Here is a 13121-nt window from a genome sequence, read left to right as displayed (position 1 = left end):
AAAGAAGTCATTTGTGGGGCAAAGTCATACCCCCTACCATGTTTCTTGAGCAAGTTTCAGCTCCGGCGGCAACTGCCGCAGCGTTCTCAACATAACTAAAATACAGGTGGAGACAAGATGAAGCAATTGATGGCAACGGGCACCCGCACGTCCCGACACAACACACGGCTGACCTTGAAGGCCACGGTGGCCGCGCTGGCCGGCGCAGGGCTGCTGAGCGGAGCTTCCGTCTGGGCGCAACAGGCGCCCGCCGCGGAAGCACCAGTGGAAGAAACGGCACCGGCGGCAGCGCCCGCCGACAATTCGGGCATCGCCGTCGTCGCCGTCACGGGCGTGCGCAAGGCGGCACAGAGCGCGCAGACGATCAAGAAGAACAACGACCAGGTGGTCGATTCCATCGTCGCCGATGAAATCGGCAAATTCCCCGACAAGAACGTGGCCGAAATCCTCGGCCGCGTGACGGGCGTGCAGATCCGCCGCGAAGGCGGCGAAGCCGGTTCCGTCATCATCCGCGGCCTGCCCGGCGTGGTGACCCTGCTCAACGGCCGCGAAATGTTCACCTCCGTGGGCCGCAGCCTGTACCTGGCCGACATCCCGACGGCCATGCTGCAGCGCGTGGACGTGTATAAATCGCAGGGCGCCGACATGGTCGAAGGCGGCACGGCCGGCGTGGTCGACGTGCGCACCAACCGCCCGTTCGATTTCAAGGGCTTTACCGCCTCGGGCAATGTGCGCGCGGAGCACCGCGACAAGTCCGGCTCGACGGATCCGAACGTCAGCGGCATGGTCTCAAACCGCTGGAAGACCCCATACGGCGAATTCGGCGCCCTGCTCGGCCTGTCCTACCAGCGCAGCAAATACTATGACGAGACGATCTGGAACGCCGAACCCGTCAAGCGCCCCGAAGCGGGCAACATCACGGGCCCCGATTCCGTCGGCATGATCCCGACCGTGGGCGACCGCAAGCGCTACGCGGCGAATGCCGCCTTCCAGTGGCGTCCGAACTCGCAGGTGGAAGTGTATGCGGAAGGCATGTCGACCCTGATCAAGCATGCGTTCGACAGCCAGTTCTTCGTCGGTTCCCTGCCCTGGGGGCAAAATCCCGACATCACGCTGATCCCCGGCACCAGCCAGGCGGCCACGGTGGGCAAGATCGACGGCCCATGGTCGCCGTTCACCCTCGGTTCGACCCAGGCGCGGCGCGACCGCTCGATCGGCTCGCAAGGCGCCATCGGCGCGCGCTGGGACATCACGCCGCAGCTGCGCGCCACCACGGAACTGGCGCGCACGGTGAGCAACTTCGAGCGCGAATTCCCCATCCTCGATTTCCTCGCCCACCCGACCAGCATCATCGGCAGCACGAACGTGAACGGCGGCGCGCAGATCAGCTACCCCGGCTACAACATGCTGGACCCGAAGAATTACACGCTGCTCGGCTTCTACGATAACCACAGCCACGACGAAGGCAGCTCCACCGATTGGCGCGGCGACGTCACCTACGACATGGACAGCACGGGCTTCTTCCGCGAATTTTCGGGCGGCGTGCGCCTGGCCAAGCGCAAGGCCGAATCGATACGCGAAAAAAATGGCCAGGGCGGGTTGTCTTCGACCATGTATGCGGACGCGATTCCCGGCCTGGCCTGCGCCTCGCACGAAAACACGGGCAACTTCGGCCTGCAAAGCTGGCTCACGCCCTGCCGCGACTTCATGCTTAACAACACGGCCGTGCTGCGCCAGCTGTTTACGGGCAGCAGCGAACGCAGTCCGGACGATCCGATGACCCACTACAAGGATGTGGAAAAAACCAATGCCGTCTACGGCAAGGCGCGCATCGGCTTTGACCTGGCGCAAGTACCGGTCGATGGCACGCTGGGCGTGCGCGTGGTGCAGACCAAGCAGGACTTGCAAGGCAATTCCTCGCAAAACGGCATCGTCACGCCCGTGCGCGTGAAGACGTCGGATACGGACGTGCTGCCCAGCCTGACCCTGAAAGCCATGCTGCGCCAGGACCTGATCGCCCGCATGACCGCAGGCAAGGCCGTGCAGCGCCCCAACTTCGCCGACTTCAATCCCGGCGTAAGCCTGGGCCAGAGCCTGGAAATGGTGCGCCCGACGGGCGGCGGCGGCAATCCCGACCTGAAACCCGTGGAAGGCAAGAACCTCGACCTGGCGCTGGAATGGTATTTCGCGCAGACGGGCTCCGTCACGGCCACCGTATTCCGCCACAACTTCAAGAATTACATCCTCTCCGGTTCGGCCAAGGAAACGTACAACGGCATCGAGTACGACATCACCCGTCCGCGCAACACCTCGAAGGGCCATCTGCAAGGCATGGAAATGGCCTACCAGCAGTTCTACGACAAGCTGCCCGGCTGGCTTGGCGGCCTGGGCCTGCAGGCCAACGCCACCTACATGACGGGCGAACTGGAAGAATTGAATGGCAGCGCACACCCGTTCACGGGCATGTCGAAGTGGTCGGCCAATATCGTCGGCCTGTACGAACAGGGACCGTGGTCGGCGCGCCTGGCCTACAGCTGGCGCGACAAGTACGTCGACGACTACAACTACCGCGGCAAGGGCATCCACCTGACCGTGGCGCCGACGAAAACCCTGGACGCGTCCGTCTCGTACAAGCTCAACCCGCATACCACGGTGACGCTGGACGCGAACAACCTGCTCGACTCGACCTACCGCGACTACCACGACACGCCGGAGTATGTGCGCGATGTGCGGCGCTATGACAAGGTGGTAGGGCTGTCCGTCCGCTGGAGTTACTAACTCATATCCCCCTCTTTCTTCCTTGCGAGGGTTTTCAGCGCCAGCCGGCAACGGTTGGCGTTTTTTTGCTCTATGGAATCTATCCGACAGTGGAATTGATCTGGCGCAAAGTGGTGGCGCCGCAGCGCTTTTATTCTGATAGCTTGACTAGCGAACCCGGCGGCGGACAGCATGCGCAATGCACGGCCCATCGATACACAGTTATTTCAACCCGACATCCCGGTACGGCTCGACATGCGCACGGCGGCGCTGGTCGAACATGCGCTGGCCTTGCAGGAGATGGCCGGCACGGGCGCCGCCGCCCTGTTTTTGCATTGCCACGACGTGCCGCTGCCCACCGCATTGCGCGTGCTGACGACGGGACCGCGCCGCAAACCGGCCGGGCCGCACCTGTTTGCCCGCCTGCGTCCGCGCACGGCCGCCCGGGCGCAAGGCACGCCGCTACCGGCGCGCTGACGAATCCTGTACCATCGCCGCAACCTATCAAAAGAGGCACGGCGATGCAGGCAGCGACACCCCCCGATAACTATGCGGCACTGATGGACCTGATCAAGGCGCGCCATGCGGAACTGAGCCCGCAATTCCAGGCCGGCGCCCGCTACCTTGCCGACCATCCGGATGAGGTGGCCGTGTCCTCGATGCGCAGCATCGCCACGCGCGCGCAAGTGCAATCGGCCGCCCTGGTGCGCCTGGCGCAGCAACTGGGCTTTGCCGGCTGGCCCGAATTGAAAGCCATCTTCGTCGAGCGCCTGCGCGCGGGGCCAAGCGGCTACGCGGCAAAGGCGGGCGCTCTGGCCGGCAAGGAGGGGAAAGAGCGCGACCTGGTCACCGAAGTGTTCGCGGCGCAGCAGCGCAACCTGGCCGCCACGGAAAGCGCCAACCACGCGGCCCTGGACGCGGCCGCCAGCCTGCTGCAGGCGGCGCCCCGCGTGCACGTGGCGGGCTTTCGCGCCGCCCACCCGATCGCCTACACCCTGCACTACCTGTACCGGCTGCTGCGCCCCAGCGTGCAGCTGCTGAGCGGCCAGGGTGGCACCCTGGAAATGGACTTGCGCGCCCTGCAGGCCGGGGAGGCCGTCGTCGTCGTCAGCTTCGCGCCGTATTCGAGCGAAGCGCTGCTGGTGGCGCAAACGGCGCGCCAGGCCGGCTGCCAGGTGGTCGCCATCAGCGACAGCGCCATGTCGCCGCTGGCCCTGCAGGCCGACGCCAGCATCGTCATCGCCGTCGACAGCCCCTCGTTCTTCCCCTCCATCGTGGCCGGCATCGCGGCCGCGGAAAGCCTGGTGGAACTGCTGGTGGCGCGCGCGGGACACGATGCCGTACACGCCATCGGCGCGGCGGAAAACCAGCTGCGGGCGCTGGGCGCCTATGCAAAAACATCAAATGATGTAAATTAAAAACAAATACATCAAACGTTGCAATGCGGCGCAGCGCATCCTATAATCGGCCATTCCACCTTTGCCGATAAGAAAGCGATGCCATGAGCCATGTCTTCCACCGCAGCCTGACCGCCAACTATCCTGTCGCGATGGGCGGCGACGGCCCTTACCTGATCGATGCGGACGGCAAGCGCTACCTGGATGCCTGCGGCGGCGCCGCCGTCTCTTGCCTCGGCCATTCGGATGCGGCCGTGATTTCCGCCGTGCAGCGGCAGATTGCCACGATGGCATACGCGCACAGCTCGTTTTTCACCAGCGAGCCGATGGAGCAGCTGGCCGATTTCCTCGTCGCCCGCGCGCCAGCCGGCATCGACAGCGTGTATTTCGTCTCGGGCGGCTCGGAAGCGGTGGAAAGCGCGCTCAAGCTGGCGCGCCAGTATTTCGTCGAGCGTGGCCAGCCGCAGCGCCGCCACGTCATCGCGCGCCGCCAGAGCTATCACGGCAACACCCTGGGCGCGCTGGCCACGGGCGGCAACGCCTGGCGCCGCCAGCAGTTCGAGCCGTTGCTCATTGGCGTGACGCACGTGTCGCCCTGCTATGCCTGGCGCGAGCAGCAGGCGCATGAAACGGATGCCGACTACGTGGCGCGCCTGGGACAGGAACTGGAAGACCATATCGCCGAGCTGGGCGCGGAGAACGTCATGGCCTTCATCGCCGAACCCGTCGTCGGCGCCACGGCCGGCGCCCTGCCCGCCGTCGCCGGCTATTTTGCGCGCATGCGCGCCATCTGCCAGCGCCACGGCATCCTGCTGATCCTCGACGAAGTCATGTGCGGCATGGGGCGCACGGGCAGCCTGTTCGCCTGCGAGCAGGAAGCCATCACGGCCGACCTGATCTGCATCGCCAAGGGCCTGGGCGCCGGCTACCAGCCCATCGGCGCCGTGATGGTGTCGAAGGATATCCGCGAAACCATCCGCGCCGGCACGGGCTTCTTCCAGCACGGCCACACGTATATCGGCCACGCCACCGCCTGCGCCGCCGCCCTGGCCGTGCAGCGGCAGATCGAGAAACGCGATCTGCTGGCCAACGTGCGCGCCATGGGCCGCTTGCTGCAGGAGCGGCTGCGCCAGCGCTTCGGCGAGCACCCGCACGTGGGCGACATCCGCGGCCGCGGTCTGTTCCTGGGCCTGGAACTGGTGCAGGATCGCGCCAGCAAGCAGCCGTTCGACCCGGCCCGCCGCCTGCACGCGCGCATCAAGGCGCATGCCATGCAAAATGGGCTGATGTGCTACCCCATGGGCGGCACTATCGACGGCCTGCACGGCGACCACATCCTGCTGGCGCCGCCCTACATCATCGACGCCAGCCACGTCGAGGAAATCGTCAACAAGCTGGGCGCGTCCATCGACGCTTGCATCGGCTAAGGCCGCCCGCTGCTGCCCACGGTAGACATCAGACTGGCGCCGCAGCTGGTCTTGTGCCCCTCGAAGGCCACGGGCACGCCATCGATCAGCACCTGCGGATCGCCCTCGGCGATCACGCAGCGCACGTGGCCCTTGACCGGGCACACGCAAGGGTCGCCCTTGCGCGCCACGGCCACGCCCAGCACCGTGCTGTCCGGCGCCGCGCCCGCCACCTTGCCGCCGTGGCTGGTGGGATCGTTCAAGCGGATCACGCCACGCATAATGACTCCTATCCTTGTCCGGCACACAACGCGGCACCGGTCCATGCGGTGCCTCTCCCGTTGACATTATCAGGCGCTACGAAACATTCGTCATTGCGTTCGCGCACATGGCCGGCATGCCGGGCGCAAAAATAGCAATCGCCATCCGGCAGCAACTTTTGTTCACTCCTTGCCAATATTAATTGACTTATTCTAAACAATCGTTTTAAATCAGGATGTTACTCAAAATCAATCATCTTGGGCATTCAAACATCGCATTGACCCTCTCGATGCTGGACGTCCACGCTGATGCACTCTGAAGCCAAGGTATATGGAACTGCTCGACTCCCTGCGTCAGACCCCGCCGCAAGACGACACGATCAGCGGGCACTACGAAGTGCGCCGCTTGCTGGGCGAAGGCGGTTTCGGCCATGTATTCGAAGCGTGGGATGCCAAGCTGTGTCGTAGCGTGGCGCTCAAGCGCCTGAAGCCGCAAGCCGACGTGCTGCATCCGGAAAAACTCATCAATGAAGCGCGCCTGGCCGCCTCGCTCAAGCATGCGGCCTTCGTGCGCATCTTTGCCATCGAGGGCCAGGGCACGAGCCAGTCCATCGTCATGGAACTGGTCGAAGGCCAGACCCTGGGGCAATTCATGCACAGCGGCAAGGCTGACTTGCAGGCCGCGCTCGACATCGCCTACCAGATCGCCGACGCCATGGACGAGGCGCACGCGATGGACCTCGTGCACGGCGACCTGAAACCGTCGAACCTGATGCTGGAGGCGGATGGCAAGGTGCGCATCCTCGACTTCGGCCTGGCGCGCCACATCGACCCGCAAGCGACGCAAACGACCACCCTGTGCGACTTGCAGGGCACCATCGCCTACATGGCGCCCGAGCGCCTGATGGGCCGCCTGCCCGACACGCGCGGCGACGTGTATGCCTTGGGCGCCATGCTGTACGAAATGCTGGCCGGCCAGCGCCACTTCGCCCACCTGAACGGCCTGGCCCTGGCCGCCGCCCACATGCAGGCGACAGACCCGTGGCCCGACCTGCCCGACTCCGTGCCGCCCGCCATCAACGCCCTGGTGCGCGCGATGACGGCGCACGACCCGGCCGAACGGCCACGCACCATGCGCGATGTGCGCGAGGCGATAGGCGCGCAGCGCGGGGAGCCGCTCACCTTGGCCACGCCCCTTGCCGACGAGACGCCGGCGAAGGAAGAACCGCCCGCCAGCGTCTCCATCCGCCTGCCCCTGCCCCGCAAGCGCACGCTGAAATGGGGCGCGGGCGTGGCCCTGCTGGCCGTGCTGGCGGGATGGCAGCTGCCCAATATCATTCCTGCCGTCAAATCGTTCGTCACGGGCGAAAAGGTGCCCGCGCCGTATTCGGAAATGGCCAGCATGGCGGCGGGGATGGCGGCATTACGTGCGTTCGATCAAGATAACAACCAGAAACAGGCTATTGAACATTTCAGCACCATACTCAAACACAATCCAGAGCATGCGGCGGCAAATGCCGGCCTGTCACTGGTTTTCACATTGCGCTATCTGGGTACCAACCGTGATGAAACATGGTTGCAACGCGCGGATATTGCAGCGAAACAAGCACTGGCAACCGACGATCAACTGGCGCTTGCCCATGTGGCGCAAGCCTGGGCTCTTGAATACCATGGTAAACGTCAGCAAGCGATGCAGGAAATCACCGCGGCACTGAACCTTGAGCCGAACAACCCACTGGGCATGTACGGCAAGGCACGTCTGCTCATCCAAGCACAGAAATTTGACCAAGCCCGGGAAGTGCTTGACAAGGCCGTCACCCTATATCCCCGCGATCTCCCTTTCATTTCGTTGCTGGGAAAAATGCACTACAACCAGGGCGATTACCATGACGCTGAAAAATTCTTCCGTCAATACATACAGATGGCTCCGCACCTGGCCGATGCCTATGCCCAGCTCAGCGCTACACTAGACCGTTTGAATCGCAGTGATGAAGCCCTGCAAGTTCTGCAACAAGGATTGCAGGTGCATCCCGACTGGGAACTGTATACCAACCTGGGCAACGCCCTATTTAACAGGGGCGACTATCTGGGGGCAGTCCAGGCGTTTAAGAATGCCGTCTCGGAAAACAAGGGTAATCCGGGTAACTACCTGCTATGGGCGAACCTAGGAGATGCCCAACGCTGGGTTCCCGGCCAAATTGATTTGTCACACGATTCCTACCATCGTGCCATCAAGCTGATTAAAGTCATGCTGCAACACTCTCCGGACGACCCCAAGGTCAACTCACGGCTGGCATTGTATTCAGCCTACGCGGGCTCGCAAGACGATGCGCTGAAGCATGTAGCGCGAGCGGTTGTACTTGCGCCCACTTTGCCAGACATCCATTTCAGGGCAGCGCTGACCTATGAGCTGATAGGCCGGCGCAACGAAGCGCTGGCGGCTTTAAAACAAGCGATGGAGCACGGCTACCCTCTCAATCTGATCGAATCGGCACCCGACCTGTTGACACTACGGCGAGATGCTCGCTACCAACAATTTATCATCAACCTGGAAAGAGACAATAAAAAATGACGCCTGTAAGCCCCTGGATGAAGTTATCCGTGCATTTTGATGCAGACCAAATCACCAACCAGCTCGACTATGCATTTACTTCCTGCGACGGCAGCGCCGACCCGCGCCACGGCCCTTACATGGGTGGCGTGCACTTCCAGCAAGGCCAACACGTCTATCTGGAAGTCAATTGCTGTGGCAGCAAAGACAGTGGTTTCACATCCTTCCAGATCGTCGATTGCTGCCTCATCAGCGTACCTCAGCTGACCCAGATCGGCCCCGATGTACCCACTCGCTATTCGCTGCCGTCGCCTTTCCTGCAAGCCGCCGGCGCCACGTATCAGGTGCCTCTGGATTTTGAATCCCATGTATTACCGCCTGATCCAGCCCTGCCCGATCTGCGCCGCATCCGCCAGGAATGGAAGCACAATCTTGATGTCGGCCAGAGCAAGGGCCGTTGGGAACTCTCGTTTGTATTGACCGTGCGCATCATTCGCGGCGAACAAGACCTGCCGGAATTGCGCGTCTTCAGTTTTGACCCTGAAGCATCCGTGGGTGGGAAGGTTGATACCTAACCGGCACAGTCGCCGACTAAGGCCGATGCATTCCTCTATTAATCTAGGTTGAACAACTGGATATCTTGCTTAGGAAGCCTGAGGCAGACAACTGCGGCACCTAATAGCCAGTACATTAGGCCTTTCCTTCAAACCTATAAAACAGGTATAACCGAGGCCAAGAAGCAGGCTACCGGCGCAATGATCAACAATATATCCAAGCCGTGCCGACCTCCATCCGCGCGGCTTTTTCACATCCGCACGCAATACGCCGCCCCGTCCGCCGAAAGCGGTAAAATGACGGCCTTGAACCCAAGCTCCGCCCCCTGGCGCGGCCTGGCACGCACACAGCACCACCCACAGCCCGGCAGGCATGCCTTTTCCTGCCGCCGGACCAACGACAAAGAACACATGACCACCGTCCCAAAAGAAATCAACGCCGCCGCGGCAAAGAAGAATTCCGCTGAAAAGCTTACGCCAATGATGCAACAATATCTTGGCATTAAGGAAAACCATCCCACGATGTTGGTGTTTTACCGCATGGGCGATTTCTACGAGCTGTTTTTCGAGGATGCGGAAAAAGCCTCGCGCCTGCTGGGCATTACCCTGACGGCGCGCGGCGTGGCCAGTGGCAACCCGATTAAAATGTGCGGCGTGCCGTTTCATTCGCTCGATGGCTACCTGGCCAAGCTGGTCAAGCTGGGCGAGTCGGTGGCCATCTGCGAGCAGATCGGCGACCCTGCCACCAGCAAGGGGCCGGTCGAGCGCAAGGTCATGCGCGTGGTCACGCCGGGCACCCTGACGGATGCGGACTTGCTGCCGGAAAAGGCCGAGCGCCCGCTGCTGGCCATGTGCAGCATCACGCAACGCAAGACGGTCACGACGGGCCTGGCCTGGCTGTCGCTGGCCAGCGGCGCCTTGAAACTGATGGAGTTTTCCGGCGACAGCAGCACCGTGGCGGCGCGCCTGCAGCAGGAACTGGAACGCATCGTGCCGGCGGAAATTCTCAGCGGCGACAACGGCAACCTGTTCGACGACTACGCGGGCACGCACATCAACCGCGTGCCGGACTGGCATTTCGACGTGGTGGGTGGCCACAAGGCCCTGCTGGATCAATTGGGCGTGGCGACCCTGACGGGCTTTGGCGCCGATGGCCTCGGTGCCGCGTTCGGCGCGGCCGGCGCCCTGCTGCGCTATGCACAATCGACGCAGGGACGGGGCTTGCAGCACGTGCGCTCCTTGACGACGGAAACGGAAAGCGAATTCATCGGCCTGGATGCGGCCACGCGCCGCAACCTGGAATTGACGGAAACCATCCGCGGCCAGGAATCGCCGACATTATTTTCCCTGCTGGATCATTGCCGCACGGCCATGGGCTCGCGCATGCTGCGCCACTGGCTGCACCATGCGCGGCGCGACCAGAACGTGGCGCGCGCGCGCCATGAAGCCATCGCCGCGCTGGCGCAAAGCGAAGCGGCCGGTCCGCTCGCCGCCACCCTGGCGCAAGTGCCCGACATCGAACGCATCACCACGCGCATCGCCCTGCTGTCGGCGCGTCCGCGCGACCTGGCCGCCCTGCGCGACGGTTTATTACAACTGCCGGCCCTGCGCGGCGACGTGGTCCGTTGTTATAGGGGTGACCAATGCGGCCAAGGCGGAGAATCCGGCTTGCTGGCCGCCATCCACGCGGCCCTGGCGACGCCGACGGCCTGCCTGGACTTGCTGGTGCGCGCCGTGGCGCAGGAACCGGCCGCCATGGTGCGCGACGGCGGCGTGTTTGCCACCGGCTTCGACGCGGAACTGGACGAACTGCGCGCCCTGTCGGAAAACGCGGGCCAGTTCCTGCTCGACCTGGAAACGCGCGAACGCGCGCGCACGGGCATCGCCAACCTGCGCGTCGAATACAACAAGGTGCACGGCTTCTATATCGAAGTCACGCACGGCCAGACGGACAAGGTGCCGGACGACTACCGCCGCCGCCAGACCCTGAAAAACGCCGAACGCTACATCACGCCGGAACTCAAGGTGTTCGAAGACAAGGCCCTGTCGGCGCAAGACAAGGCCCTCGTGCGCGAAAAGATGCTGTACGACCTGCTGCTGGCCGAGCTGGCGCCGCACATCGGTACCTTGCAGACGATCTCGCAAGGCCTGGCCCAGCTCGACACCCTGAATGCGCTGACGGAACATGCGCAGCAGCACAACTGGGCCGCGCCGCAACTGGTCGACGAGCCGTGCATCAACATCGTCGAAGGCCGCCACCCCGTGGTGGAAAAGCAGATCGAGCGCTTCATCTCCAACGATTGCCGCCTCGTCAACGAGCGCCGACTGCTCTTGATTACCGGCCCGAACATGGGCGGTAAATCGACCTTCATGCGCCAGGTGGCATTGATCACCCTGCTGGCCTACGTGGGCAGCTACGTGCCGGCCGCGTCCGCCACCATCGGTCCCATCGACCGCATCTTCACGCGCATCGGCGCCACCGACGACCTGGCGGGCGGACGCTCGACCTTCATGGTCGAAATGACGGAATCGGCAGCGATTTTGAACGGCGCCACCGAACATTCGCTGGTGCTCATGGATGAAGTGGGCCGCGGCACCTCGACCTTCGACGGCCTGGCCCTGGCGTGGGCCATCGCGCGCCATCTGATCGACACCAGCCGTAGTTTCACCCTGTTTGCCACGCACTACTTTGAGCTGACGCAATTGCCGGACAGTCATCCGAGCGCCGCCAACGTGCATTTGTCCGCCGTCGAACACAAGGACAGCATCGTCTTCCTGCACGCCGTGCAAGCCGGTCCCGCCTCGCAAAGCTACGGCTTGCAGGTGGCGCAGCTGGCCGGCGTGCCGCAACCGGTGATCAAGGCCGCGCGCAAGCACCTGGCGCGCCTGGAAGCGCAGGCGCTCGACGCCACGCCGCAGCGCGACCTGTTCGCCGCCCCGGCAGCCGATCCATATGCGCAAGAGGAAGAAGAGGCAGCGGCGGCGCCGCTGGCCGCGCTCAATGAAGCGCAGCAAGCCTTGCTCGACGCCATCGCCGACCTCGATCCCGATGCGCTCACGCCGCGCGATGCGCTGGAGCAGCTGTATCAGTTGAAACGGCTGGCCGCCGCATGACGCTCCGGCGCGGCACGATACGCCTGCTGGCCGCCGGCTTGCTGGCTGCCAGCCTGCCATGGCAAGCGGCGCTGGCCGCCCCGGGCGACCAGGCCGGCTTCGAGTTTGCCGTGCTGGGCCATTCCTTCAACGCGGGGCCCGACGATGGCCCCCTGAAAAAAGCCATCGCGGAAACGAGCGCCTTCAATGCCTCTTTCGTGGTGGCCACGGGCATCAAGGCGGCCAGCGAATCGTGCAGCGACAAGCTGTACAGCCAGCGCAAGGACTTGCTCGACGCCAGCGGGCCGCCGCTGATCGTCTCGCTGTCGGCCAGCGACTGGGCCAACTGCCGCAATTCGCGCGGCCGCATCAATGCCATCGAACGCCTGAACCGCCTGCGCGACGTGTATTTCGCCGACGACCAGAGCCTGGGCCAGCGCAAGCTGACCCTGTCGCGGCTGTCATCGACGGCGAAGTTCCGCAGCTATGCGGAAAATGCCCACTGGGAATACGGCGGCGTGCTGTTTGCCACCGTCAACCTGCCCGCAAATAACAACCATTTCCTGCCAGAAGCGGGACGCAACAGCGAGTTCGAAGACCGCCTGGTGGCCAACCGTTCCTGGCTGCAGCGATTGTTCGCCATGGCGCAGCGCAAGAAACTCGACGGTATCGTGCTGTTTTCCGACGGCGACGTGGGTGCGCTGGACGAAGACGACAATTCGCTGCTGCCCAGCTTCAGCTCGAAGCAGGATGGCTTTGCGGGCCCGCGCAAGCAGATCCGCACGCTGGCAAAGAAATTCAGCGGCAAGGTCTTGTTGGTCGATACGCAGCGCAATGGCGACGCGGACGGCAAGGAAGGCAAGAACAAAAAGGCCGTAGCCAAGGCTGGCGGGCCGACAATCCGCTGGAAAGGCAACCTGGGCCACGTCAGCATCGACAACGACTGGTCCGCCATCGCCGTACGGCCCGGCAAGACGCCATTCTTTGAGGTACGTCAACGTGCTACGCGGCCATCGGCGCAAGCGCGGGCCAAGGCGTCGACTGTGCGCCGTTAATAACAGCGGCACAAATGAACAGGCCGGCATATAGCCGGCCTGGAACAA

The 13121-nt window shown here is 63.4% G+C and carries 9 protein-coding genes; 8 read left to right on the top strand and 1 reads right to left on the bottom strand.

Going from position 1 to position 13121, the window contains the following annotated elements; genetic code table 11:
* Positions 1-117: 117 nt before the first annotated feature.
* The 4 genes from AC07X6_RS15780 (at position 118) to AC07X6_RS15765 (ending at position 5581) form a co-directional block, all read left to right on the top strand.
* Positions 118-2778 carry a TonB-dependent receptor gene (locus AC07X6_RS15780; protein ID WP_494791578.1) on the top strand — a complete coding sequence of 887 codons (2661 nt, stop codon included), beginning with the start codon at positions 118-120 and terminating at the stop codon, positions 2776-2778.
* Positions 2779-2949: 171 nt separating this feature from the next.
* Positions 2950-3234 carry a hypothetical protein gene (locus AC07X6_RS15775; protein ID WP_494791577.1) on the top strand — a complete coding sequence of 95 codons (285 nt, stop codon included), beginning with the start codon at positions 2950-2952 and terminating at the stop codon, positions 3232-3234.
* A 44-nt stretch (positions 3235-3278) separates the two neighbouring features.
* The gene (locus AC07X6_RS15770; RefSeq protein WP_494791576.1) at positions 3279-4175 is read left to right on the top strand and encodes a MurR/RpiR family transcriptional regulator; all 897 of its coding nucleotides are present in this window, start codon (positions 3279-3281) and stop codon (positions 4173-4175) included.
* Positions 4176-4258: 83 nt separating this feature from the next.
* Complete coding sequence (locus AC07X6_RS15765) at positions 4259-5581, top strand: aspartate aminotransferase family protein (RefSeq protein ID WP_494791575.1); 1323 nt, start codon at positions 4259-4261, stop codon at positions 5579-5581.
* On the opposite strand, the gene AC07X6_RS15760 is transcribed toward AC07X6_RS15765, so the two are convergent.
* Positions 5578-5841, bottom strand: coding sequence for a PAAR domain-containing protein (locus AC07X6_RS15760; RefSeq protein WP_494791574.1), 264 nt, complete (start codon positions 5839-5841; stop codon positions 5578-5580). The genes AC07X6_RS15765 and AC07X6_RS15760 overlap by 4 nt on opposite strands.
* A 310-nt stretch (positions 5842-6151) precedes the next feature.
* Between AC07X6_RS15760 and AC07X6_RS15755 the strand changes: the two genes are divergently transcribed.
* From AC07X6_RS15755 to AC07X6_RS15740, 4 genes are all read left to right on the top strand, one after another.
* Positions 6152-8392, top strand: coding sequence for a protein kinase domain-containing protein (locus AC07X6_RS15755; protein WP_494791573.1), 2241 nt, complete (start codon positions 6152-6154; stop codon positions 8390-8392).
* The gene (locus AC07X6_RS15750) at positions 8389-8946 is read left to right on the top strand and encodes a hypothetical protein (protein ID WP_230541155.1); all 558 of its coding nucleotides are present in this window, start codon (positions 8389-8391) and stop codon (positions 8944-8946) included. Before AC07X6_RS15755 ends, AC07X6_RS15750 begins: the two co-directional genes overlap by 4 nt.
* Before the next feature lie 390 nt (positions 8947-9336).
* Positions 9337-12039, top strand: coding sequence for a DNA mismatch repair protein MutS (mutS, locus tag AC07X6_RS15745; protein WP_494791572.1), 2703 nt, complete (start codon positions 9337-9339; stop codon positions 12037-12039).
* Entirely contained in the window at positions 12036-13073 is a 1038-nt protein-coding gene (locus AC07X6_RS15740; RefSeq protein WP_494791571.1) for a hypothetical protein, read from the top strand. Before mutS ends, AC07X6_RS15740 begins: the two co-directional genes overlap by 4 nt.
* Positions 13074-13121: the final 48 nt, after the last annotated feature.

The organism is Janthinobacterium sp. GW460-12-1-14-LB5, from assembly GCF_059423585.1.
Note: the sequence above shows the minus strand (reverse complement) of the source record. Positions and strands in the feature narration are given on the sequence as shown.

Coding starts and splice junctions, on each gene's coding strand:
- AC07X6_RS15780 (WP_494791578.1), top strand. CDS start 118: ATGAAGCAATTGATGGCAACGGGCACCCGCACGTCCCGACACAACACA.
- AC07X6_RS15775 (WP_494791577.1), top strand. CDS start 2,950: ATGCGCAATGCACGGCCCATCGATACACAGTTATTTCAACCCGACATC.
- AC07X6_RS15770 (WP_494791576.1), top strand. CDS start 3,279: ATGCAGGCAGCGACACCCCCCGATAACTATGCGGCACTGATGGACCTG.
- AC07X6_RS15765 (WP_494791575.1), top strand. CDS start 4,259: ATGAGCCATGTCTTCCACCGCAGCCTGACCGCCAACTATCCTGTCGCG.
- AC07X6_RS15760 (WP_494791574.1), bottom strand. CDS start 5,841: ATGCGTGGCGTGATCCGCTTGAACGATCCCACCAGCCACGGCGGCAAG.
- AC07X6_RS15755 (WP_494791573.1), top strand. CDS start 6,152: ATGGAACTGCTCGACTCCCTGCGTCAGACCCCGCCGCAAGACGACACG.
- AC07X6_RS15750 (WP_230541155.1), top strand. CDS start 8,389: ATGACGCCTGTAAGCCCCTGGATGAAGTTATCCGTGCATTTTGATGCA.
- mutS (WP_494791572.1), top strand. CDS start 9,337: ATGACCACCGTCCCAAAAGAAATCAACGCCGCCGCGGCAAAGAAGAAT.
- AC07X6_RS15740 (WP_494791571.1), top strand. CDS start 12,036: ATGACGCTCCGGCGCGGCACGATACGCCTGCTGGCCGCCGGCTTGCTG.